The following is a 23,418-nucleotide window of genomic DNA, read 5'->3' as shown; positions in this document are numbered from 1 at the left end:
CATGCCGATCATGATCATCTTACGAAGCGACGTGTATCGAGTTTCGCCGGGCATCGGCGCTTCCTGCCGGACCAGTCGCTTCAGATGAAAGATTATAGCGTCTTTGTGCTTCGGCATGCTCCCTGCCGACCAGAGTCGTCATTTTCCCGCCGCAAGGTGTCTCTCGACCAGCGCGACATGGAGCCTCACGCCCAGTTCCAGTACATCGTCGTTGAAGTCATAATGCGGATTATGCAGCGGGGCGGATCCTTCCGGCTTCGCCTGTCCCAGCCAGATATAAGCGCCCTTGCAGGCCTGCAGCATGAAAGCGAAATCCTCCGACGTGAAGGCGGGATCGGGGGCCAGCCGTGCTTCGCCCACGGTCGCAGCCGCTTCGAGCGCCTCCTGCGCGGCCTCGGCGTCGTTGATCGTCGCCGGATAATAGCGGTCATATGTCACCGTCGCGGTGACTTCCCCGGCCAGCCCCACGCCTGCCGCCATCTGGCGTATCGACGCTTCGATGCGATCCTGTATCTGGGGGTCGAAGGTGCGAACGGTGCCGGATATGATCACCGCCTCGGGTATGACATTATGCGTATGTCCACCATGAATCTGCGTGATCGAAAGGACGGCGGAGGCCGTCGGCGCGACCCGGCGCGACACGATGCCGTTCAATTGCTGCACCAATGCCGCCGCAGCAAGGATCGCGTCCGGCGTGTCCTGCGGAATGGCGGCGTGGCCGCCACGCCCTTCCAGCCTGATTTCGAACTTGTCGGCAGCGCCCATGATCGGACCGGGCCGGGTAGCGATGGTTCCGGCAGGAAGATCCGGCCAGTTGTGCACGGCAAAGACGCGATCGCAGGGAAAGCGGTCGAACAACCCTTCCCGCACCATTTCGCGCGCGCCGCCATGGCCTTCCTCGGCCGGCTGGAAGAAGAAATGGACCGTGCCGTCGAAGGTGCGGCTGCGGGCCAGATGCTGCGCCGCGCCCAGCAGCATGGCGACATGCCCGTCATGTCCGCAACCGTGGAAATGGCCGGGGTTACGACTGGCGTAAGGAAGGTTTGTCTGTTCGTCGATCGGCAGCGCGTCCATATCCGCCCGCAGCCCGATGCAACGCGCCGAACTGCCATTGCGCAGCACGCCAACGACGCCCGTTCGCCCAATTCCCTCGTGCACCTCCAGTCCGAGAAGGCGCAGCTGCTCGGCGATCCGACCCGCCGTGCGATGCTCGCTGAAAGCCAGTTCCGGATGGGCGTGGATGTCCCGGCGAAAGGCGACGAGCGGTTCGATGAGGTCGGCAATGTCGGTCATGGGTCGCGCTCCGCCCTATCGCTGTTCGCCAAACAGATGCTGAATGGGATAATGATGCTTGATGAAAGGAGACTTGATGACGACGTAGCTGAAATATTTCTCAATTCCATAGTCGCTTTCAAGCATATTCTCGATGATCGACTGATAATGGGCGACGCCGCGCGTCACGAATTTCAGAAGATAGTCGTAGCCGCCGCTCACAAGGTGACATTCGACGATCTCGTCGAGCTTGCGAATTCTTGCCTCGAACCTGGAAAAGTCGCCTGAACGATGCTCCGTCAGCGTGACTTCGGTAAACACGGTCAGAAATTCACCGAGCTTGTGGAGATTGATATGCGCGCCATAACCCGTGATATATCCCGCCTTCTCCAGCCGCTTGACGCGGGTCAGGCAGGGGCTGGGGGATAGGCCGACCGCGTCGGCCAGCTCGACATTGGTGACGCGGCCCGACTGCTGAAGCTGCGAGAGGATCTTGAGATCAATCCTGTCCAGTCTGGGTCCGCCCAACATGTTCCTAGCCCCCTTATGTCTTACCCGACAACCGCGCGAATATCCGCCTCTTCCAGCAGGTCGTCCAGCGTTTTGCGGATGCGCGCGAAGATCATGTCCATCTCCTCGTCCGACGCGCACAGCGCCGGGGCAAGGCCGATGATATTGTCGCCGAAGGCACGGAAGATGACGCCATTCTCATAGCCTTTGGCGAAAAGGCGATCGGGCAGTTTCAGGGCAGGATCGAACCGTTCCTTGCTGCCCTTGTCCGCCACCAGCTCGATCGCGCCGAGCAGGCCCCGGCCACGCGTATCGCCCACCATCGGATGATCGGCGATAGCCCTCAGCCCCGCTTCAAACCGCGCGCCGACCCTCTGGCCGTTCGCCAATATACCGCCTTCGGTGTAGAGGCGCAGCACCTCCAGCCCGACGGCCGCGCTCACCGGATGGCCCGAATAGGTCGCCCCATGGCCGATCACCGCGTCAACCGCCGCGCCGTCGGCGATGCCCTGATAAACCTTGTCCGACATCAGTACCGCGCCCATCGGCACATAGCCGGAGGTCAGCCCCTTCGCGACCGTGATCAGATCGGGCGCGACGCCCTCCGCCTCGCAGGCGAACATCGGGCCGGTGCGTCCGAACGCCGTGATGACCTCGTCCGCCACCATCAAGATGCCGAGTTCGTCACAGGTGGCGCGGATCGCCTTTAGCCAGCCGACCGGCGGCACGATCACGCCGCCAGACCCCTGGATCGGTTCGCAGAAGAAGGCCGCGACATTGTCCGCGCCCAGTTCGGCCACCTTGTCCTTCAGTTGCTGGACCGAGCGCGCGATGATGCCATCATCATCGCCTTCCAGGTCACTGCGATAGGGATAGGGGGAGGGGATATGATGCTGCCAGCGCAGCGGCAGGTCGAAATTGCGGTGGAAATTCGCAAGTGCGGTCAGCCCTGCCCCCGTGCTGGTCGAACCGTGATAGCCTCGGTCCAATGCGATGCACTGCTTTTTCGCCGGCTTGCCGATCGCGTTGTAATAATGGGTGATATAGCGGATCGCGGCATCGACCGCATCCGATCCGCCCAGGGTGAAATAGACATGATCCAGCCCCTCGGGGCTGAGGTCGACAAGTCGCTGCGCCAGCCGCGCAGCCGGTTCGTTGCCGAAATGGAAATAGCCGGTGGCGTAGGGCAGGCGACGCATCTGCTCTGCCGCGACCTCGACGATGCTGTCGTGGCCATAGCCCACATTGACGCACCACAGGCCGGCGAAGGCGTCCAGAAGTTCGCGCCCCTCCATGTCGGTCAGCCACATGCCCTTGCCGCTTTGCAGCATGGTCGCGCCTCGCGCTTCATGCGCACGGAAGGATGTGACGGGATGGATCAGATGGTCGCGGTCGATGTCGAGCAACGACCGGTTGGAATGGAGCGTCATGAGTGGGCTCGCTGTTGTGATCATGGTCCAAGCCTAGCCGCATGCGGCGGAGCGAAAGGCCGATGTGCGCCGGGCAGCGACCCGTACTCGCCCTTTCGGCGGGAGTCGGCGGCATAATCTGCCGCCGGCTGGACATGGCGCTTGGCGGCCGCTTCAGCCGATCGCGTCCGCGATCGCCCTGCCGCATTGTTCGGTCGTGGCCTTGCCCTTGAGGTCTCCCGTGCGCAGCGCCGGCTCGGCAAGCACCGTCTCGACGGCCCGCATGATCGCGCCAGCGGCCTCCACCTCGCCCAGATGCTCGAGCATCATGGCAGCGGACCATATCTGGCCGACGGGATTGGCGATGCCCCTCCCGGCGATGTCGGGCGCCGATCCATGGACCGGTTCGAACAGGGATGGCGCGGTGCGATCGGGATTGATGTTGCCGGACGGCGCCACGCCGATGGTGCCGGTGCAGGCCGGGCCCAGATCGGAAAGGATGTCGCCGAACAGGTTGGATGCCACGACCACATCGAACCGGTCGGGGTTCAGCACGAACTGCGCGGTCAAAATGTCGATATGATATTTATCGTGCGCGACGGTCGGGTAGTTTTTCGCCATTTCCTCGACCCGCTCATCCCACCAGGGCATGGTGATGGCGATGCCGTTGGACTTTGTTGCGGAAGTCAGATGCTTGCGCTCACGCGTCGCAGCCAGCTCGAAGGCGTAGCGCAGCACCCGGTCGGTGCCGTGGCGGGTCATGACCGTCTCCTGGATCACCACCTCCCGATCAGTGCCGGAAAACATCTTGCCGCCGACCGAACTATATTCGCCCTCGGTATTTTCCCGCACGACCCAGAAATCGATATCGCCCGGCTCGCGCCCGGCAAGCGGGCAGGGCACGCCGGGCATCAGCCGCACCGGGCGCAGATTGACATATTGATCATATTCACGCCGAAACTGGAGCAGCGATCCCCAGAGCGAGACATGGTCGGGCACGATGTCGGGCCAGCCCACCGCGCCGAAGAAGATCGCATCGGGATTGCCGATCTGCGCCTTCCAATCCTCCGGCATCATGACGCCATGCCGGGCATAATAGTCACAGCAGGCGAAATCCTGCCATTTCTGCTCGATGGCAAAGCCATAGAGGCTTGCCGCGCGTTCGAGCACGCGGATGCCCTCGGGCATGACTTCCTTGCCGATGCCGTCGCCTGGAATGACGGAAATGGAGTAGGTGCGCGTCACGAAATCCCCCTAGATATCCGGATTACAGTTTGAGACCGCCGATGTGGAACGCCTTGGTCTCAAGATATTCCTCGATCCCCGCATGGGCGCCCTCCCGGCCCAGGCCGGATTGTTTGATCCCGCCAAAGGGCGCCATTTCCATCGCCATGCCGCCCGTGTTCAGAACGACCATGCCCGCTTCCAGCCGCTCGCCCACGCGGAAGGCGCGGTGGAGATTTTCCGTGTAGAAATAGCTGGCAAGGCCAAAGCTGGTGTCGTTGGCTAGCGCGATCCCCTCCGCCTCGTCATGAAAGCGGAAAAGAGGAGCGACCGGTCCAAAGGTTTCCTCGCGCGCGAGGCGCATGTCGCGGGTGGCGCCGGTCAGGATCACGGGGGTAGCGAAGCGTTCCCCCGTCGCGCCTTCGGGCGCCTTGGCGAAGATGCTCGCTCCATGGGAAAGCGCATCCTCGACATGCGCGTGCACCTTGTCGACGGCCGCCCGGTTGATGAGCGGGCCGATGGTGCTGCCGTCCCGGTCGCCCGGCGCGACTTTGAGCGCTGAAACCGCCTTCGCCAGCTTCTGCGCGAAGGCGTCATAGACGCCGTCCTGCACGAGGATACGGTTGGCGCACACGCAGGTCTGGCCAGCGTTGCGGAACTTGCTCGCCATGGTCGCGGCCACCGCCAGGTCCAGGTCGGCGTCGTCGAAAACGATCAGCGGCGCGTTGCCGCCAAGCTCGAGACTGAGGCGCTTGATGGTGTCGGCACTCTGTCGCATCAGCAGCGCGCCTACCCGGGTGGATCCGGTGAAGGACAATTTGCGTACGGTCTCGCTGCCGGTCAGCGCGCTTCCGATGGGGGCGGCCTGACCTGTGACGATGTTGATGACGCCTTTGGGGAAACCCGCCTGTTCGGCCAGCTTGACCAGCGCCAGCGCGCTGAACGGCGTCAGTTCGGATGGCTTCACGACGACCGGGCAGCCGGCCGCCAGCGCTGGCGCGCACTTGCGCGTGATCATGGCGGAAGGAAAATTCCAGGGCGTGATCGCCGCCGAGACGCCGACCGGTTCCTTCATCACCAGGATGCGGCGATTGGCTTCGGGCGCGGGAATCATGCTGCCATCGATGCGCCGGCCTTCCTCGGCGAACCATTTGACGAAGCTTGCGGCATAACGGATTTCGCCCTCTGCCTCCGCCTTCGGCTTGCCTTGCTCTGCGGTCATGATGCGGCCGAGATCAGCGACATTGTCCATCATCAGCGTGTACCAACGCTCCAGCAGCGCCGCCCGTTCGCCGGCCGTCTTCGCGCGCCATGCCGGCCAGGCCGCCTCCGCCGCGTCGATGGCGGCCTGTGTGTCGGCTTCGCTGCAATCGGGGATCATGCCGATGACCGCGCCGGTCGCCGGATCGTCGACGTCCATCGTCGCGCCGGATCGCGCGCCCGTCCATTCGCCGTCGATATGGACGTGCTGGACGAAAAGGTCAGGATTGTTGAGTGAAATAGTCATCCGAGGGCCTGCGTCGTGAGAGTGAAAATTTGGGCCGAAGGGTCGGCCTTGGGCGGCCGACCACGCACCATGCGCGTCACCTCCGCAACCCGCGGCAGCCCCAGTTCCTCGAGCCAGTCGCCAAGGCCGCTTTCCGCCGGTATGTCGATGCGACAGAAGATGCCGGCATTAGACCCCAGCCAGTGGGAGATAAGCGCCTTCGCTCCGCCGCTATCCGGCGCGATCGTCGGGCCCACGACATGACCCCGGCCGAAGCGGCGGAACAGCGAAAAGCCGACCGGTTCGTTGTCGCGGGTAAGCACCACCCCCTGCGCACCGGGCACCAGCGCATTCAACAGGGCGTCGCGATTCATCCCGGTGGCGCGACGGGCAAGATCGTGCAGAGTGGGCATGTCCTTGGCTCCCAGCGGACGCACCCGCTCAGCTGGAATGAGTTCGGCGATCGGCACGGCAAAGGCGGCGCCCTGATGCTGGAACACCGGCCCGGCAGCTTCAAATCCCATTTCGGCGTAAAGCGGCTTCCCCTCGGCCGTGGCGTTGAGCAAGATCGTGCGTTCGCCCAGGTCGCTCAGCACCGCGTCCATCAACTGCCGGTCGATGCCGGATTCGCGCGCTTCCGGCGAGACGGTGACCATCCCCAATGTCGCGGCGTCGGCGCCATAGAGCCACGCCATGGCCGTGCCTACGATGCCGTCCTCGCTTTCCGCGACATAGCCGAAGCCAAGACTCAGCAGAATCTCCCAATCCTCAACGCGGTGTGGCCATCTCTGAGCCTTGGAAAGCGACTGCGCGGCGGGCAGATCGTCCACCGTCATCCGTCGCAACGTCGCCATCGTACCTACGCTTGTCGCCATGCCGTCGCTCCCTGGCGGATGAAACACCCGCCTGATGCTTGTCCAGAAACCGACATGTAGTCACCCTGGCTAGCATTGGCTGCTGCCTTCGCCTTTTTTTCGAAAGATTATCGCGCGTAATTTCCCGTCGCGCCTGCACAAAATGCCGCGTCTTGCCCGGAATCGAAGATGAACGGCCGAACCGTGGGGAAGCAGGAACGCCTCTGCCACGACGCTGCGATCGGGCGAAATTGCAATGTTGTGAGCCGACGGGCCTTTCGATTAGTGTGTCGACAGGCAGGGTGGAAGGATCCCTGGTTCCCCTCCTTCTGCCTTCGGGCAAGAACAATGGTGGCCATTCCGGAGGGTTGGAGAAGAGCCCATGAACGACGGCCATGAATGGGATGCCGTGAGGAGAGACCTTTCTCGACCCGCTCTAGCCCGCGCCGCGGCGGTGAGCCAGAGGTCGGCTTTCTGCCGGAGATCATCGAACCAGTCGCGCGACATCTTCTCGACCGCGTCGCCTTCATGATGCCGCTGATCGCGCCGTGTCGCTCGGGGCTGCACCAGACCTGGCCTTCCGACCGGAGCGACAGCTCGCGCAGTTCATGGACAGCGGGATGATCGTCGCCTTTGACCTGGTCGGGCAGCGGTAGATCGGATGGGTCGAATATGCGCGTTTCTGCGCCGAATAGCTGAAGCAATCTGGCAGCTTCCTCGACCGCGAAGCGCGAGAAGGATCGATCGCGTAGCGACCCGTAGAGTAGCAGGATGCGGGGTGATGGCTGGTCGTCGCCAAGGCCCAGCGCCGGGCGGGAAATAACATAGGCCGGGTCAAGTGCCGGGAGGTGATCGGGATCGCAAAGCAGGCGAACGCGGGTCATGACGGTTCCTTGGGAAATATCGTATCGAAGAAGATCCGATCTAAGCGGCCTCGCTATGCGGTTCCGCGAAGATCGTGTCGGCAATGAAGTGCGCGGCCAGCGCGCCGACAAGCTGGGCAGCGATGAAGGCGGGCACGCAGGCCGGGGCGATCCCGGCGAAGCTGTTGCTCAACGACCGGGCGATGGTGATTGCAGGATTGGCGAAGCTGGTCGACGAGGTGAACCAATAGGCTGCGGTGATGTAAAGCGCGACGCTGATGGGGATGCTCTCGGGCCGCATCTTCGCCGTTCCGAGGATGGCGAGGATCAGCCCGAATGTCGCGATGGCTTCGCCCGCGAGCTGGCCGGGACCGCTGCGGATCTTGGCCGACAATTGGAGGATCGGCAGGTCGAACATCAGATGCGCGAGCCAGACGCCAACTATGCCGCCAACGAGTTGGGCAGCGACGTAAGCGATAGCCGTATCGGTGCGGATGTGGCCGCGCAGCCGCATGACCAGGGTGACGGCCGGGTTCATATGGGAACCGGACACCGGCCCGAACATCGTGATGAGGACGAACAGGATCGCGCCGGTCGCGAGCGCATTGCCGAGAAGGGCAATGGCGACGTTCCCGCCGGCAAGCCGTTCGGCCATGATGCCCGAGCCGATGACCGTGGCGAACAGCATGAAGCTGCCCGCCGCCTCGGCAAAGACGGCACGCCGGGTCACGCGGCCGTGATGCGGTTCCCCGCCCCATCGACGACCTGCTCGCCGTCCTCCTTTGCGAAGGCTCCGCGCTGCGCATCCGGCAGGATGTCGAGCACTGCCTCGGACGGCCGGCAGAGCTTCACGCCGAGCGGCGTCACCACCAGCGGACGATTGATGAGAATGGGGTGCGCCATCATCGCATCGATCAAGGTTTCATCGGATAATGTATCGTCACCCAGGCCGAGGTCGGCATAAGGCGTGCCTTTCTCGCGCAGGAGTGCGCGCGGCGTCATGCCGGCCCGCTCGATCATTTCGATGAGCAGTGCGCGCGACGGCGGTGTCCTCAGATATTCGACGACATGCGGCTCGACCCCCGAATTGCGGATCAGCGCCAGCGTGTTCCGCGAAGTTCCGCAGCCGGGATTGTGATAGATGACGATGGTGGTCACGGGCGCCCGGTCCTTCAGCAACAAGTGAGGTCGGCGAGCAGCGGCTCGCAGAGTTCGGCGCGGCCCTGACAGCAATCCTTGGCGAGAAAGATCATGAGGCCGCGAAGCGTGTCGATATTGGCGCGCTGAATCTGATGCCGGCCGCGCTTGTCGGCGCTGACGAGGCCAGCCTTCGCCAGAACAGCGAGATGGGTGGAAAGGGTGCTTTGGCTCAGGCCGCTGGCTTCGACGAGCGCCCCCGTGGACAGACCGTCGGGCTCATGCCGGACGAGCAGGCGAAAGGCATCGAACCGCGTGGAGTGTGCGAGCGCCGCAAGAGCTTTGAGAGCGAGGTTCGGATCCATGCATCGGATTTATCCGATAGGTTTTCATCTGACAATATGCATCGACATTTCCCGATAGATTAGAGCGATCACCATCGTCTTGCCGTCTATGGAAGACTTGGCGGCCCTTCCCATTGCATCGATGCGGATTTCTTGAGCCGTTGCCGCAACCAGGTGAGGCCGGGTGCCTGATGGTGTTGCATCATCTCCCGCATGTTCGGCAATGGGATAGGGGGGCTCGAAGATGTCGAGAGGCAACGCCCCAGCCATGACGCACGCCAGTCTTTCGTGCGGTCGAGCAGACCAAGCCGGCCTGTTCATGAATCACAATACTATCTAATTTGGCGTCGAATCGCTTGCCCCACGCTGCGCTGAGGGAGGGGCAGCCTTGCACCATGGCGGAATGAATATGCGAATGAAATTTGGCGCCCCGGTCGATTTGTGCGCCATCGTCCCTACGCCGGATATAAGCACATGAGCGACCCGGACATCTCGCGCCTCACTGACAAGCAAAAAGAATGCCTTCGCTTGGTCGCCCAGAATCTCAACACCAAGCAGATCGCCAGGCAGATCGGCAAATCAGATCATGCGGTGAACCAGCGGGTGCGCCAGGCATTGCGCGCGCTGGGGGTTGCCGATCGTTTCGAAGCCGCCCGCATCCTCTCCGAAGTGGAGGGACGGCAGACATATCAGCCATTGATATATCAACCGGAAGAGGTTGCCATCGCCCCGCAAATGTCGATTGTTGGGGGGCAGGAGATGCCGGTCGAACATCAAGCGCTGCGCATCCCTCCGCTGGGAGGTCGAGACAATGATCTAGATGCGTTGCAACGCATGAAGTGGATCCTGAGCCTGGCGCTCATGATCGGCGGAACGGTTGCCGCGCTTGTCGCGGCCGGCCTGTGGATCATGTCTTTCTTTTCATAGCGGTCGCGCGTTCAGACAATCCGACTTTCAAGACGACGCTCGTCGTCCAAGGAGATCCCATGTCCAAAGCTGACAGCCCCATGCCGCTTAGCAAAAATGCCGCTCAGACGGTGGTCACCGACCTGAACATGGCTTACGCTAAGCTCGACGATTTACTCGCCCACACGCTTCGGGCCAGCGCGAATATGATAGAAGTGGGGCGGTCCATGGGACTTGATCCTCTAAGCGGGCAGAAGATTTTTTCCGACCTTACGCGCTGCACAAACGCCATATTGCAAAGCCGCCAGAGCCTGGTCGAGGCGCATAGCAAGGCGCACCGCATCCGCAAGCGCTCCGAAGTCGCCGACGAGAATCTTTTTGGCTGCCCCCGGGAGAAAATGCAGAGCGGCAAGGCGGGCGTGCCGTCGCTGTTCGGCGATATGCCCGGCAGTGCCGCCGCCTGAGAGGCCGCCTATCTCGGGGAAGTCGAATGGATCTGTCCGCCGCCTTCAATGCAGCTCTGATCTGCATAGCGCTTTATGTCTGGCTCCAAGGTGGCTGGGCAGGAAAAGCAGGTGCCTTGCTCGTCATGCTGGCGAGCCTGCTCACCTATATCGGAATGGGTGGCCACCATCCATTCGGCAAGCCCAACCCTCTGGTGTTCAGCGGCGACCTGCTGCTGCTGATCGGGTTCATCTATCTCGCGCTGACCTCGTCACGATGGTGGCCGATCTGGGCAGCGGCCTTCCAGTTCAATGGCGTCTGTTCGCACCTGGTTGCCTGGGCAGCGCCCAAGCTGGTTTCCAAGGTCTATTACAGCATGACCACCGCCTGGGGCATTCCCATCCTGATCGTCATGGCCGTCGGCGTGCTGATGGATCAACGTGCCTCGAGAAGGCTCGAAAATGGGGGGATTCAAAGATGACCGCCATGTTCGGCCAACGCGCAGCACTGCTCCGCCCCACAGATCTTAAGGCGATCGAAAACGATCTTGCCCGCCTCAGCGAAACCATTCGATCGCTGACGGGACCTTCCGAAATCCTTGTCGATGCCGGGGGGCAGGAAACCCCTTCTTCGATGGGTGACGTGGCGGAGAAGCGTCTTGGCTCCCTGGCGCGGCGCTTGTTGCGGGAAAGCGATGCTCGGCAGGCGGTGTTACCGTTCGGCATCACCGTCGATCCGGCCTGGCATATGCTGCTGGACCTTTTCGCTGCCGAAACAGAGGGAAAGGCCATTTCAGTGAGCAGCGCCTGCATCGCTTCGGGAGCGCCGCATACGACGGCGCTGCGCTATCTCAATCAGCTGTGCGAGAAGGGGGCCGTGATCCGGGCGCCGGATACCGTGGATGGCCGCCGGATGCATATTCATCTGGCGGAGGAGTTCCGCTCTCGAATACGCGACTATCTCGTTCTGGTGGCCGAGGGGCGGGAGGAGCATCAAACCCCGTAATAGCTGCCAGTTTGAGTGACCAATATGAACCCATCTCTCAGCAAGTCTTTGATTCCTTATGAGACATGGCCAAGGATAAGCGCTATCCTTCCTCTACCCCGAACCAAGAAGCCACAGGGTCGCGTTCCCGCCTCTTCGTGCCTCCCTCCACGAAGAGGCGGGACAATTTTCATCAGGGCCACGCGATTTGCATTTTGGCGGGCAATCCATCTGCCATGCCGCCACTGGCATGACTTTGTTCATGAAGGTCGTTCCGGATAGATATTACGGCACTCGCGCGATAAGGAGCCATTTCGTCGCTGGCATGCGTATATGCTGGCGAGGTAAGGGCCAGGGTGGCAATTTAGGATTTTGTCGGTGGATGCATAGCGCCGCATCCAAAGCCGTTCCATCTGCGCGATGGACGACTCGGTCAGAAAGGCGCAATATCATTGCTCTTCTCCCCCTTTGGAAGAAGTCTTGGCCCCGCCTCTGTCCCCCTACTGAGGCGGGGCCATTTTCAGTGGCCGTCAGTTGCGTCGGCGGCGGCCGCAAAGTCGCTCATCCGTGGGCGACACCATCGCCAGCCCCGCCTCGAAAGTGCTCACAGCGGGCATCTTTTTTCGAACCGTCGCTGCTTGGTCTAAAATGGACGGTCTGCTCGCCCTCCAACCCTTACTAGCCGGTGCGGCATGCCAGGCAGAGCGTTTCCGATCAATCAAGCGGCCAAATCCCGAAAATCTTCCGAAATCCAGCGTGATTTCGGTGCATTCTATCAAGTGCAAGATGCAATGAAGAATGATGGAACCCCGCTTCCACCTCTTTGCATCGAGGTCCGTTGAAACATGTCACCCCAGGTCGAGCGCATTCATAGTGACGAGCGTCTTCCGTCTGAGGCTGACGTCGTCATCGTTGGCGGCGGCATCCTCGGCTCTACAGCGGCCTATTATCTAGCGAAGCGCGGCCTCTCTGTGGCGCTCCTCGAGAAGGGCCACGTCGCTTGCGAACAGTCGAGCCGAAATTGGGGTTGGTGCCGCCAGCAGAACCGCGACCGGCGCGAACTGCCGCTCTCCGTGCTCTCCATGCGACTGTGGGACGAACTCACGCGCGAAATTAATCGAGACCTAGGCTTCCGACGGTGCGGCCTTGTCTATGCGACTCATGACGAGGCCGTGCTCGCCGGTTGGGAAAAGTGGCGCGAGATCGCCCGGGAATACGACGTCGATACCCAGGTGCTGAGCCGGGCGGAAGTGGCCGAGCGCGTCCCCGAAGCGCGCGGCAAGTGGGTCGGCGGGACCTATTCGGAACAAGACGGCAAGGCCGAGCCTGCCCTTGCCGCGCCGGCTATTGCCGAGGGGGCCAGGGCTTTGGGCGCGACGATCCACCAGGAATGCGCGGCGCGAGCAATCGAGCTGGCCAACGGAAAGATTGCGGGCGTGCACACGGAGAAAGGCTACATCAAGGCCAGCGCCGTGCTGTGTGCCGCTGGCGCCTGGTCCTCTCGCTTCCTTAGGCCGCTCGGGATCAGCTTCCCTCAGGCGAGCATCCGACAGACCGCGCTACGTTCCACCCCGACGATCAACATAGGCGAGGCGGTCTCCACACCCTACTGCACGATCACGCGCCGACTGGACGGCAGCTATACGCTTGCGATCAGTGGCAAGGCGAACCTCGAAATCACGCCGCAGGCTATCCGTTACAGCCGTGAATTCATGCCGCAATTCTTCCGTCGCCTGAAGAATGTCAGGCTTGGCATCGGCCGATCGTTCGTTTCGGGGCCGGATTCAATGCAAGCCCTGCTGACCGGCGACGATCGGATTTTCGAACAGAATCGCGTGCTGGATCCTCCGCCTTTGAAATGGCTGGTGAGCCAGGTGGTGGAGAGTGTACGGAAGACCTTCCCCCAACTCGGCCAAATCGAGATTGATAGCGCCTGGGGTGGCTTCGTCGATTGCACGCCGGACGCAGTGCCTGTCGTATCGAAGGTGGACGGGGTGGATGGCCTTGTCCTCGCGGCGGGCTGCTCCGGGCATGGGTTCGGATTGGGTCCGGGTCTTGGCTATCTGGCTGCAGAGCTTGTCGCGAACGACACGCCTAGCGTGGATCCCGTACCGTTCCGGCTGTCCCGACTGGTCGATGGATCGAAGCTGAACATCGCGGCGATCTGACTGCCGGGTCTGAAGTCAGGCCCGGCGCCCACAGGCGAACTCAGTAGACAGGCAGAGAGGCGAGAGGGGCCGCCCCGTGCCCGCTCCGTCCGGTCTGTCGCTTATTGGTAGCGGGCGCCCCGCCTATGACAGGATCCAGCGGTGGCCCCACCACCTTGGATCAATAGCCGCGGGATCGGTCTATCACGCCGATGAGCGGTTCGTTGCGTTGATCTCGACGAATGTTGTCGAGCAGGATCGGTGCGGCCGTCTCCGGTTGGGTCATGCTCGCCACATGCGGTGTTACAAACACCCGCGGGTGCGCCCACAGCGGATGTTCGGGCGGGAGCGGCTCGGTTTCAGTGACATCAAGGATGGCCCTGCTCAAATGACCGCTGTCCAAGGCAGCCAGGAGGTCGGCTTCGACCAGATGAGGCCCTCGTCCGACGTTAATGATAGACGCACCATGAGGCAGGGCAGAGAATGTCTTGCTGTTCAATATACCCACGGTGCTTGGCGTGAGTGGCAGCAGGCACACAAGAACGTCGCATCTACTCAGGAACTCGTTGAATTGTTCGGCCCCCGCATAGCTATCAACACCGATAATCGTGCGCGGGGACCGGTTCCAGCCCCGGAGGCGAAAACCATAGCTGCGCAGCCTTTCGAGTACCGCGCGGCCCAGAACCCCCATTCCCATCACCCCAATGGTACGGGAAGAAGCGGGTGGAACCTCGAGCGGGTTCCATTCTCGCGATGCTTGGGCCTCGACATAGTCGAAGAAATCACGGTGAACCGCGAGAACCGCGAGACTCACATATTCGACCATGCCGTCGATGATGCCCGGTTCGACCATGCGGACGAGGGGGACGTGATCAGGCACCGCGGAAAGATCGACATGATCGACGCCGGCGCCCGACGAGAACAAGACCTTCAGCCGCGGCAAGGATGTCAGGAACTCACGCGGCGCCTGCCAGGCAATCAGATACTCGATCTCGTCAAGGTTTCCAGCATCCGGCCAGACGCGAAAGTCGAGGTCGGGAGCATGCTTGGCGAAAAACTGGGACCAAGCTGCGGCGCGAGGAGCGTCGGAGCGATAGAGGATCGCCATTTACCATCCCCCCACCCAGCCGTCGAACAGCCCGTCGGGGAGTGAATCCTTTTCGGCACCGCGCAGGAAGTCGAAGTCGCAGCCACGATGGGCTTGCTCGATGTGGCGACTATATAGCGAGCGATAGCCGCGGTTGTGGCGAGGCTGTGGTGCCTGCCATTGGGCACGTCGACGCTCGAGCTCGTCGCTGTCCACCAGCAGATCGAGCCTCCGTTCTGCAAGATTGAATTCGATCATGTCCCCGTCGCGAACCAGCGCCAGCGGCCCACCGACTGCCGCTTCGGGAGAGACGTGCAATATGGCGGCCCCATAAGCCGTGCCGCTCATCCGAGCATCGGATATGCGCAACATGTCCCGTACGCCTTGCGCCAGGAGATGGCGGGGCAGCGGCAGCATGCCCCATTCCGGCATGGCCGCACCCACGGGGCCGGCGTTACGCAGGATCAGTATGCTGTTCTCGTCAATGCCGAGCGCGGGATCGTCGATCCGATCGGCGATCGTCTGAACGTCTTCGAAAACGACGGCCCGACCACGGTGATTGAGCAGCCGGGCTTCCGCGGCGCAGACCTTCATAACGGCGCCATCGGGAGCAAGATTGCCCCGCACAACCGCTAGAGTTTCTCCGATCCGAACGGGCTTGTCGAGTGGACGGATAACGTCTTCGTCGAGTATTTCGGCCGCCGAAACGACATCGCCGATCGTTTGACCGCTAACGCTGCGGGCGTCCAAATGGAGCAGGGGAGCGAGCCTCTTAAGTAATGCCGGCACCCCGCCCGCAGCCATCAATCGCTCGGTCAGATGCTCGCCGGCCGGCTGAACATTGGCAATCAGCGGCACCCGGCGGCCAATCTCATCGAAACGTTCGAGCGAGAGGTCCACACCGGCGCGCCCGGCAAGCGCCAGAAGGTGGATGATCGCGTTCGTCGATCCGCCCACGGCGCAGAGCAATGTGATCGCATTGTCGAATGCGCGCCTGTCAAATTGTCGAATGCGCGCCTGTCAAGTAGTGTGCGCCCGGCTTCGGCAGCATTTGCGAGGATTACGCTGCGGCGCCCCACCTCCCGCGCAAATTGGTTGCGGCGCCGATCGACTGCAGGCACAAGACTGCTGCCCGGCAGGGAGATTCCCAGTGCCTCGGAAATGACCGCCATCGACGATGCAGTGCCCATTTCGGCACAATGTCCGACCGTTCCCATGACATTGCGCTCAAAATCGGCGAACTCCCCTTCCGCAAACTCCCCAGCGCGCAACTTGTCGACCATTCGCCAAACGCCGGTGGCATTGGCGAGATTCCCGCCGGTCGCCGAGCGCGGCGTCGCGGGGCCACTCGCGAGAAAGATAAACGGCACGCCTGCACTTACCGCTCCCATGATGAGCGCTGGCTGTGTCTTATCGCATCCGCCCAGCAGGACTACCGCATCAAAGGGATAGGCGCGAACGCACTCTTCCACTTCCATGGCCAGAAGGTTGCGAAACGGAAACGAGGTGGGCTTGATAATGTTTTCGCTGAGCGACATCAGCGGCGTCTCGAATGGGATTCCGCCTGCCTCTATGATCCCGGTCCGCACATCTTCTGCAAGGACGCGGAGGTTCATGTTGCATGGATTGATGTCGGACCAGGTATTGAGGATCCCGACGACCGGACGCTCCATCAGGTCCTGACGGCTCCAGCCGGCAGCCGCAAGCGTGGAGCGGTGAATGAAGCCCGGCAAATCATCCTTGCGGAACCAGCGTGCGCTGCGCAGCGCCTTTTTGTCATTCGACTTCCTGGCATCTTTGTCATCGTCAAGCATCCGCGCCTCGTCTCAAAACTCCCTGACATGATCTTACTATGCTACAGGCACGTTTATTGCCTATTTCGTGGTTAAAAACGGCTACAAGTCTGCACGCTTCGCCTTTAATCGGAATCTTCTTCTGCTTGGCTGAACCAGTATTGGGCCAGCGGGGCCGTCGCGTTCTCGCGGTGCGGAACGAACAACGGGAAGGATTTCCAATGAGCCAATTTAGACCCAAATACATCACATTCGATTGTTATGGCACCCTGACCAATTACGAGATGGGGTCGATGGGCCGTCAGCTGTTTGCCGATCGTATTGCCTCGGAGCAGATGGAGGCCTTTCTCGCGGACTTTAAAGCATACCGGCTCGACGAAGTTCTTGGCGACTGGAAGCCATTGCATGAGGTAGTCCGGAACTCCGTCGAACGTCTCTGCCGGAAGTGGAGCGTGGAATTTCGCGAGGCGGACGCATCCAAAATCTATAATAGCATTCCAACCTGGGGTCCTCATCCCGATGTCCCCGAGGGCCTAGCCAAGGTCGCCAAGGAAATCCCCCTGGTGATTCTTTCCAACGCGGATAACGCACAGATACATGATAACGTCGCCAAGCTTGGCGCTCCGTTCGCCCATGTCTTCACGGCAGAGGATGCGCAGGCGTACAAGCCGCGGCTGCAGGCTTTCGAATATATGTTCGACCAGCTCGGGTGCTCCCCCGAAGAAGCCATGCACGTATCTTCCAGTTTTCGGTATGATCACATGTCCGCCTGTGATCTGGGTTACGGTGCGCGCGTGTTCGTCGCGCGCGGACATGAGCCTAGCCTACCTCATTATGCCACCCACCAAATCGCGGATATCGGCGGTCTTGCCGGCGTGATAGGTCTCTGAGTAGAACCGGCAGGGTCGGCGGTCCTGCCGGTACGCTTCTCGTTGGTTGGCCTGGTGAGGCACAGCTGATGGCGCTGGAGTATCGAGGTGAATAGGAATCTGGGGGTTTGCAAAGTTTAGGGAATATAATCTGTAATTTGCAGCGCCAGGCGGCGTGGATCCCTTGAGGGTTTCATGGACCTGTCAGCACCCCAGAGAGTGGCGAGTGGATTTCATGGTATGACTGAAAAAGTGGAGCTGGTCTCCGTCGCCTGCCCCACATTCTTCTTTGATGTTACCTGATCCGCTTCAGTTCAGCTTGTTGATGGATTCACGCATGTGGTCGACACTGACGCTGGAATAGCGCTGGACCATGCGCAGCGATTTCCAGCCGCCCATGTTCATGATGGTGATGAGGTCGATCCCGGCCATGACGCAGTGCGATGCCCAGTGGTGGCGCCAGTCGTGGACGGTGTCCAGCCATCTCTCGAACTTCAAGAGCCGATCGGTATCTTTGCCGAACCTCGCACTTCCTGGACCAGCGCCAGCGTGTTGAGCCTTGCGAGAAGTGTTCCCGACCACCGCTCGCCCAGAAGTTCCGGCGCCGTAGCTGGCCAAGTGTCCAACGCACGTTCCACCGTCGCCTTGACCTCGCGAACGACCCACTTGGGGTCCACCCGCAGAAAGCTCGCCACTCGTTCGAATCGGTGGAGGTTGACAGTGTCGAAGCTGTGGGTGCGTACGAACCGTAGAGCGAGCGTGTCGCGCGGCTGAAAAAGGACAGTCGGAACAATGTCGTAGGCTGGTGACAAGCGGACCTGCCCCGGTTCAGGGAAACGGAAGGACCAGTTCTTGAGGTGATTATCGCCGTTGCCGATCAGCACGTCCGCGACAATGCGGCGGATTGCCTCGAGGATGTCGGCGCGGCGGTCAGTACTGAAGCGGCTGATCATGTTGATGACGGTTTCGGTGGTGGCCATGGTATATTTGCGATCCCCGATCGCTCCGATGACCTGCCCGGCGTCCTCAATGTGAATGCGCGTGTCGTCGGCTGCGCGATCGAACCGATCGACCACCAATACCTGCTCGCCGTGTTCGAGCATTTCGTCGGGTATACCCGCGACGGCGGCGCGCGGCATCAGCCGACAAGGCGCTGTCTCGACGCCGATCATGCCCGCCAGCGTCATTGCGCCATGCTCAGCTCCCGGAAGCCCGCGATAGGTATCGCTTGCTACCTTGATGATGCAGCGGCCGGTGTCGCCCCGGGCGGGAAGTGTAAGCCGTTCGCCGTCGATATTGGCGGTGAATTTGAGTTGGACTCCGGCGAGTGAGAATTTGACCACACCCTTGGGTTCGGCCGCCTTGAAGCCTTTTATAGATATCAGATCGAGAGGGCCGGCGGAGGCTGGTGTGTCGGTTTCGGCTGTAACCAGCACGGCGCCGGGAAGGTCGGCGCCCAGCCGGGTGAGCACGTCGAACTGGTCATGATCCCCGGGACCCATTTCGGTGAGCACCAGTTCGCGAAGCGCGCCTTCGGGAAGCAACCCGGCAAACCAGGGCGGGATCGAGCCGTGCAGGCCAATCTTGTCGCCACGAGCGGAAAGCCGGTCGCGGGTGCCTGCGTCAGACGTCGGATCATACCAGCCAAGGCTGAGTACGGGCCGTGCCGTGTCGCGGAGATAGGATTCGGACACTGTGAAGGCGACCGCGCCGTCGGCATCGCGCGTGAGCGTTCCTACCTTCACTGGCCCAAGCTTCGCATCAAGCAGGTGAACGCCGAGGATCGCGGAAGCCTTCCCCATCTAGCGGTTCTCCTCTTCGTCCTCATCGAGATCGACGAACAACTCCTCGAACGTCGAGCGCACCGGGCGGTTGAAGTCGATGCCGCGCGCGCCTTCGACCTGATCACGGACTGTGCTAGCCTGGGCGCGTGGCACGAGGACGGGCACCAGATCCAGCGCGTCGCAGATCTCGGCGAATAGGGTCAGGCGGTCGCGACCCCGGCGGCCGCCGATCAGATCACGTTCGAGTTCAGAGATGCGCGCGCGATCACGACCAAGCCGCCGGGCCAATCCAAGTTGACTCATGGAGCGTCTGCCGCGCCACTGACGCAATTGATCCCCCAAGATAGAAAAAATATCCATTTGCATGCGGAATTCCGCTCTAAAATATATACTATGCGGAATATCGCTACAGGAAAAATTTCGAAGATCAAGCGGAATTCCGCTCTAAGTGTTCGAAGATAGCGGTATCCCGCTCTCATATTCCCCCCGAAACTTTGTCGAGATGCATCAGGCCGCCGCAACAGGCGCGGGGACCTGGCTTCACACCCGCAACTGGTATCGACCGCGAGGCAGGCTACAATCCATGCCGCCATCAGTCGCTCGCTCAACCACTGAACAACCTCTCGAGGCGCTTTCTCTGATTGCGCTGCACCCTATGGGCGGCTTCGCCAGGCTATCGGTTCTCGCAGGAAATGGAGCAGACTGTGCGGTCTGCCCCAAATCCTTCTCGGACGTGCGGCTCGCTTTAGCTGAGCCTATTGATGGATTCGCGCATGTGGTCGACACTGACGCTGGAATAGCGCTGGACCATGCGCAGCGACTTCCAGCCGCCCATGTTCATGATGGTGATGAGGTCGATCCCGGCCATGACGCAGTGCGATGCCCAGTGGTGTCGCCAGTCATGGACGGTGAAATCCTCTATCTCGGCACGCCTGCAAGCGGTGGCGTGCTGGTTCTTGATCGGGTTGCCGCCGGGGATCTTCGCCTTGCGGGTGTCGGAATAGTGCTTGCCCAACCGGTTGAGGAAAACATGCCCCTTTGTCGGCTGCCCTCGCTTCTCCCAGATCGGACGCAGAACGTCCATGACGCGGGGATGCATCGGAACGGACCGGATGACGGCATTCTTGCTGTGGTTAAGCCGGATCGATCCTTGCTCCATATCGACGCCCTCGACACCCCACGGGAGCTGCAATGCCGTCTGGATACGTGGGCCATGGAAGGCGAGCAGGGTGATGATCGGCTGTATGTGCGGTGAGTAGGCCTCGATCAGCCGGTCGCGGTCTTCCTTGCTGAGAAAGCGCACCCGTTCATTGTCGAACGGGATCGCCTTGATGCGCAGGGGCGGAAGGTCGTGCAGGTCGTGATGGACGTTGATCGCGGCCTGGAACACGGCGCGATAGCGATCCTGGCCCGCCGGGTCATGGCCGGTCAGATAGGCGCGGCGAAAATGCTCCCAGGCCTGCTTGGGTTCGCGCAGGCTGAAGTCTCCGATCAGGCCATCGAGCTTGCCGATGCGCAGGACATCGGACGGGCAGGGGGGCTTCGCCTTGGTCAGGTAGCTTTCAAAAGCGTCGGCTATTTTGCCTTGCGCCACGATTGCGGCCGGACCGAACATCAGCCGGTGCCGCAGCTTCGTTTCATGTTCCGCCATCAGGTGCGCCGCAGCATCGCGGTCACTCGTACCTGAACTGAACTCCTTGACGTCGATGTGCTTGTCGCCAAGCGTGACGGTACCTCGGATATAATAAATGCCGTTCTTCCCACGGGTTCGAATGGAGAGCATCTTATCTTCCTGTTGCATCTGATCGCGCGCTTGCGCCGGGAGTTTCGCTCCAAATGCTTCAGCGTGAGGCGCGTTAGCTTTTATGAAGGTCTGGGGCATGCTGTCGTCCTGATTGGTACGGGCGCATGCTGAACTGGAACAGCATGCCAAGCGACAGCAAGGTGATCATCCATTCCATGGAGGTGCCCGGCTTCGTGGCAGTGCACGGATGCGTCGGTAGGCAACGGCCGTGATGGGCGAGCAGCGTTTATACGCTTCCTGCGCGGCTGCGGGATCGACCCTTTTGGAGCCCGAGCTAAGCGAATCGCTTGCAGTCCGAGATAATTTCGGCGGTGTGCGCGACTCGGGATTTCGCTCCCATCGCCCGGCATTTGCATGCCCAGAATTTGCCCAAAGAGACCCGGATTTGCCCAGAATTTGCCCAAAAATTGATGGGCATGGCCAGGCGCTACGGCTTGCGGCAGGCAAACAAAAACCCCGCCAAACCGTTGATTTGGCGGGGTTTTCGATGGTGGGCGTGGCAAGGATTGAACTTGCGACCCCTGCGATGTCAACACAGTGCTCTACCACTGAGCTACACGCCCACGGTGGAGTGGGCCAATAGCCGGGGGTGTAAGGGAGCGCAAGCGGGAAATTGAGCCTTGCCGCTATTCTTCTGGACAGCAGCCCGGCAGGTCATATGTTGCGGTGCGAAAAGGGGACGCCAAACGCCATGCTGCCATCGCCCACGCCGTCTGATCAGCCCATCGCCCGCCTGCCATTCTACCGCCAGCTTTATGTTCAGGTGCTGATCGCCATCGCCCTTGGCGTTGGGATCGGGCATTTCTTTCCCGAAACCGGCGTCGCGCTACAGCCCCTGGGCGAAGCCTTCATCAAGCTGGTCAAGATGATCATCGCGCCCGTCATCTTCCTCACCATCGTGACCGGCGTGGCGGGGATGAAGGAGCTGGGCGCGATCGGCCGTGTCGCGGCCAAGGCCTTCGCCTATTTCCTGACCTTTTCCACCCTGGCGCTGATCGTCGGGTTGATCGTCGCCAATGTCGTCCATCCGGGGGCAGGCCTCAATATCGACCCGGCGACGCTGGATGCCGGGAAGGTCGCGCAATATCAGCAGCAGGCGCATGACCGAACGCTCACGGGTTTCCTGCTGGACATCATACCCGGCACGCTGGTCTCCGCCGTGGCGGATGGACATAATATCCTGCAGGTGTTGTTCGTCGCCATCCTGTTCGGCATCGCGCTCACCATGATCGGGGAAAGGGCCGATCCGCTGATGACGGTGCTGGAATCGGCCAGCCATGCGATCTTCAAGCTGGTGTCCTTCCTGATGAAGGCGGCGCCGCTGGGTGCTTTCGGCGCGATGGCCTTCACCATCGGAAAATATGGGGTGGGGGCGCTCGCCAATCTGGCCGGGCTGGTGGCGACCTTCTATCTGACATCGATATTGTTCGTGCTGGTGGTGCTGGGCGTGGTGGCGCGGCTCGCCGGGTTCAACATCCTGCATCTGATCCGCTACCTGAAGGCGGAACTGCTGCTGGTGCTCGGCACCTCCTCCTCCGAAGCGGCGCTGCCGAGCCTGATCGAGAAGATGGAGCGCGCCGGGTGCCGCAAGTCGGTGGTCGGGCTGGTGGTGCCGACCGGCTACAGCTTCAACCTGGACGGCACGAATATCTACATGACGCTGGCGGCGCTGTTCATCGCGCAGGCGACCAATGTGCATCTGAGCCTGGAGGAGCAGATATTGCTGCTGCTGGTCGCCATGCTTTCCAGCAAGGGGGCCGCAGGCGTCACGGGGGCGGGGTTCATCACGCTCGCAGCGACGCTTTCCATCGTGCCCTCGGTGCCGGTGGCGGGCATGACGCTGATCCTGGGCGTCGACCGCTTCATGAGCGAATGCCGCAGCCTCACCAATTTCATCGGCAATGCGGTCGCGACGGTGGTGGTGTCGGTTTGGGAAAAGGGGCTGGACCGGGAACGGTTCGCGGCCGCCATGGCCGGGCAGCCCCTGCCGCCGACGCCCGATATGGAAGAGGTTGTCTCGGCCTAGCTGAGGCCGGTCAGGCTTTCGGTGCCGAACATGCGCTCGACCTCCAGCACCAGGTCGCGCAGGTGAAACGGCTTTGACAGGACCTTCGCCTGCGGCACGGCCTTGCCCGCTTTCAGCGTGACGGCGGCAAAGCCGGTGATGAACATGATTCGCATGTCGGGCGCCACGGCGGCGGCATGCTGGGCCAGTTCGATCCCATCCATTTCCGGCATGACGATGTCGGTCAGCAGCAGGTCGAACCGGTCGCTGTCGATATGCGGCACCGCCTGCGCTCCGGTGGAGACGGAGACGACTTCATATCCTGAACGTTCCAGCGCGCGGGCCAGATAGGCGCGCATGCTTTCATCATCTTCCGCCAGCAGAATTCGAACCATTGCCCCGTACGTCTCGTCCCAGGCCTGTGACGGCCGACCCCTGATCGCCCCCTTCGCGGATGGCGTGAAGCGACTATATATGCGACAAGGTGTAAATATTA

The 23,418-nt window shown here is 61.5% G+C and carries 26 protein-coding genes and 1 tRNA gene; 7 read left to right on the top strand and 20 right to left on the bottom strand.

Going from position 1 to position 23,418, the window contains the following annotated elements:
* Positions 1-138 precede the first annotated feature (138 nt).
* The 11 genes from EWH10_RS03270 to EWH10_RS03220 all read right to left on the bottom strand — a co-directional run bounded on the left by EWH10_RS03270 (position 139) and on the right by EWH10_RS03220 (position 9,369).
* Positions 139-1,293 (bottom strand): M20 aminoacylase family protein, encoded by a 1,155-nt coding sequence (locus EWH10_RS03270; RefSeq protein WP_048577284.1) that lies wholly within the window; start codon positions 1,291-1,293, stop codon positions 139-141.
* 15 nt (positions 1,294-1,308) lie between these two features.
* Positions 1,309-1,803, bottom strand: coding sequence for an Lrp/AsnC family transcriptional regulator (locus EWH10_RS03265; protein WP_025548322.1), 495 nt, complete (start codon positions 1,801-1,803; stop codon positions 1,309-1,311).
* 20 nt (positions 1,804-1,823) lie between these two features.
* Positions 1,824-3,212, bottom strand: coding sequence for an aspartate aminotransferase family protein (locus EWH10_RS03260; RefSeq protein ID WP_037481982.1), 1,389 nt, complete (start codon positions 3,210-3,212; stop codon positions 1,824-1,826).
* 153 nt (positions 3,213-3,365) lie between these two features.
* The gene (locus EWH10_RS03255) at positions 3,366-4,436 is read right to left on the bottom strand and encodes a tartrate dehydrogenase (RefSeq protein WP_130029776.1); all 1,071 of its coding nucleotides are present in this window, start codon (positions 4,434-4,436) and stop codon (positions 3,366-3,368) included.
* Between the two features lie 22 nt (positions 4,437-4,458).
* On the bottom strand, positions 4,459-5,922 hold the full coding sequence (locus tag EWH10_RS03250) for an NAD-dependent succinate-semialdehyde dehydrogenase (RefSeq protein ID WP_130029775.1): 1,464 nt from the start codon (positions 5,920-5,922) through the stop codon (positions 4,459-4,461).
* On the bottom strand, positions 5,919-6,776 hold the full coding sequence (locus EWH10_RS03245; protein ID WP_130029774.1) for a GNAT family N-acetyltransferase: 858 nt from the start codon (positions 6,774-6,776) through the stop codon (positions 5,919-5,921). Before EWH10_RS03245 ends, EWH10_RS03250 begins: the two co-directional genes overlap by 4 nt.
* Positions 6,777-6,883: 107 nt before the next feature.
* Complete coding sequence (locus tag EWH10_RS21935) at positions 6,884-7,639, bottom strand: NAD(P)H-dependent oxidoreductase (RefSeq protein ID WP_229742369.1); 756 nt, start codon at positions 7,637-7,639, stop codon at positions 6,884-6,886.
* 40 nt (positions 7,640-7,679) lie between these two features.
* Positions 7,680-8,348, bottom strand: coding sequence for an aquaporin (locus tag EWH10_RS03235; RefSeq protein ID WP_130029773.1), 669 nt, complete (start codon positions 8,346-8,348; stop codon positions 7,680-7,682).
* Positions 8,345-8,776: an arsenate reductase (glutaredoxin) gene (arsC, locus tag EWH10_RS03230; RefSeq protein WP_044660227.1), complete on the bottom strand. Its 432-nt coding sequence runs from the start codon at positions 8,774-8,776 to the stop codon at positions 8,345-8,347. The genes EWH10_RS03235 and arsC overlap by 4 nt, the downstream gene beginning before the upstream one ends.
* A gap of 14 nt (positions 8,777-8,790) precedes the next feature.
* On the bottom strand, positions 8,791-9,120 hold the full coding sequence (locus EWH10_RS03225) for an ArsR/SmtB family transcription factor (protein ID WP_130029772.1): 330 nt from the start codon (positions 9,118-9,120) through the stop codon (positions 8,791-8,793).
* Positions 9,121-9,144: 24 nt separating this feature from the next.
* Entirely contained in the window at positions 9,145-9,369 is a 225-nt protein-coding gene (locus EWH10_RS03220; RefSeq protein WP_130029771.1) for a hypothetical protein, read from the bottom strand.
* Between the two features lie 204 nt (positions 9,370-9,573).
* On the opposite strand from EWH10_RS03220, the gene EWH10_RS03215 reads away from it, so the two are divergent.
* The 5 genes from EWH10_RS03215 (at position 9,574) to EWH10_RS03195 (ending at position 13,601) form a co-directional block, all read left to right on the top strand.
* A complete protein-coding gene (locus EWH10_RS03215; protein WP_044660225.1) occupies positions 9,574-10,026 on the top strand; it encodes a helix-turn-helix domain-containing protein in 453 nt (150 codons plus the stop codon).
* Positions 10,027-10,085: 59 nt separating this feature from the next.
* The gene (locus EWH10_RS03210) at positions 10,086-10,469 is read left to right on the top strand and encodes a hypothetical protein (protein ID WP_048577276.1); all 384 of its coding nucleotides are present in this window, start codon (positions 10,086-10,088) and stop codon (positions 10,467-10,469) included.
* A gap of 26 nt (positions 10,470-10,495) precedes the next feature.
* Positions 10,496-10,930, top strand: a complete 435-nt coding sequence (locus tag EWH10_RS03205) for a hypothetical protein (protein WP_025551792.1) — start codon at positions 10,496-10,498, stop codon at positions 10,928-10,930.
* Complete coding sequence (locus EWH10_RS03200; protein WP_130029770.1) at positions 10,927-11,454, top strand: helix-turn-helix domain-containing protein; 528 nt, start codon at positions 10,927-10,929, stop codon at positions 11,452-11,454. The genes EWH10_RS03205 and EWH10_RS03200 overlap by 4 nt, the downstream gene beginning before the upstream one ends.
* An 824-nt stretch (positions 11,455-12,278) precedes the next feature.
* Positions 12,279-13,601: an NAD(P)/FAD-dependent oxidoreductase gene (locus EWH10_RS03195; RefSeq protein WP_044660223.1), complete on the top strand. Its 1,323-nt coding sequence runs from the start codon at positions 12,279-12,281 to the stop codon at positions 13,599-13,601.
* A 160-nt stretch (positions 13,602-13,761) separates the two neighbouring features.
* Here EWH10_RS03195 and EWH10_RS03190 read toward each other — a convergent pair whose 3' ends face one another.
* From EWH10_RS03190 to EWH10_RS22085, 3 genes are read right to left on the bottom strand one after another with little or no spacing between them, the layout of a single operon-like run.
* Positions 13,762-14,688, bottom strand: a complete 927-nt coding sequence (locus EWH10_RS03190) for a 2-hydroxyacid dehydrogenase (protein ID WP_130029769.1) — start codon at positions 14,686-14,688, stop codon at positions 13,762-13,764.
* Complete coding sequence (locus tag EWH10_RS22090; RefSeq protein WP_229742371.1) at positions 14,689-15,624, bottom strand: dihydroxy-acid dehydratase domain-containing protein; 936 nt, start codon at positions 15,622-15,624, stop codon at positions 14,689-14,691. It lies immediately after the preceding gene.
* Positions 15,516-16,481 carry a dihydroxy-acid dehydratase domain-containing protein gene (locus EWH10_RS22085; protein WP_207212571.1) on the bottom strand — a complete coding sequence of 322 codons (966 nt, stop codon included), beginning with the start codon at positions 16,479-16,481 and terminating at the stop codon, positions 15,516-15,518. The genes EWH10_RS22090 and EWH10_RS22085 overlap by 109 nt, the downstream gene beginning before the upstream one ends.
* 200 nt (positions 16,482-16,681) lie before the next feature.
* On the opposite strand from EWH10_RS22085, the gene EWH10_RS03180 reads away from it, so the two are divergent.
* Entirely contained in the window at positions 16,682-17,350 is a 669-nt protein-coding gene (locus EWH10_RS03180) for a haloacid dehalogenase type II (RefSeq protein WP_130029835.1), read from the top strand.
* A gap of 288 nt (positions 17,351-17,638) precedes the next feature.
* Here the strand turns inward: EWH10_RS03180 and EWH10_RS03175 are convergent, their stop codons facing one another.
* The 5 genes from EWH10_RS03175 to EWH10_RS03155 form a co-directional block, all read right to left on the bottom strand.
* A complete protein-coding gene (locus EWH10_RS03175; protein ID WP_226870222.1) occupies positions 17,639-17,827 on the bottom strand; it encodes a tyrosine-type recombinase/integrase in 189 nt (62 codons plus the stop codon).
* Positions 17,824-19,131: a type II toxin-antitoxin system HipA family toxin gene (locus tag EWH10_RS03170; protein WP_130029768.1), complete on the bottom strand. Its 1,308-nt coding sequence runs from the start codon at positions 19,129-19,131 to the stop codon at positions 17,824-17,826. The genes EWH10_RS03175 and EWH10_RS03170 overlap by 4 nt, the downstream gene beginning before the upstream one ends.
* Entirely contained in the window at positions 19,132-19,479 is a 348-nt protein-coding gene (locus EWH10_RS03165) for a helix-turn-helix domain-containing protein (RefSeq protein WP_130029767.1), read from the bottom strand.
* 379 nt (positions 19,480-19,858) lie between these two features.
* A complete protein-coding gene (locus EWH10_RS03160; RefSeq protein ID WP_229742375.1) occupies positions 19,859-20,995 on the bottom strand; it encodes a tyrosine-type recombinase/integrase in 1,137 nt (378 codons plus the stop codon).
* A 410-nt stretch (positions 20,996-21,405) separates the two neighbouring features.
* A tRNA-Val gene (locus EWH10_RS03155) sits at positions 21,406-21,480 on the bottom strand.
* Between the two features lie 128 nt (positions 21,481-21,608).
* Between EWH10_RS03155 and EWH10_RS03150 the strand changes: the two genes are divergently transcribed.
* Positions 21,609-22,943, top strand: a complete 1,335-nt coding sequence (locus tag EWH10_RS03150) for a dicarboxylate/amino acid:cation symporter (RefSeq protein ID WP_044660218.1) — start codon at positions 21,609-21,611, stop codon at positions 22,941-22,943.
* Here the strand turns inward: EWH10_RS03150 and cpdR are convergent.
* Entirely contained in the window at positions 22,940-23,317 is a 378-nt protein-coding gene (cpdR, locus tag EWH10_RS03145) for a cell cycle two-component system response regulator CpdR (protein WP_025551641.1), read from the bottom strand. The genes EWH10_RS03150 and cpdR overlap by 4 nt on opposite strands.
* Positions 23,318-23,418: the final 101 nt, after the last annotated feature.

This window comes from Sphingobium fuliginis, assembly GCF_004152845.1.
GTDB lineage: Bacteria > Pseudomonadota > Alphaproteobacteria > Sphingomonadales > Sphingomonadaceae > Sphingobium > Sphingobium fuliginis.
Note: the sequence above shows the minus strand (reverse complement) of the source record. Positions and strands in the feature narration are given on the sequence as shown.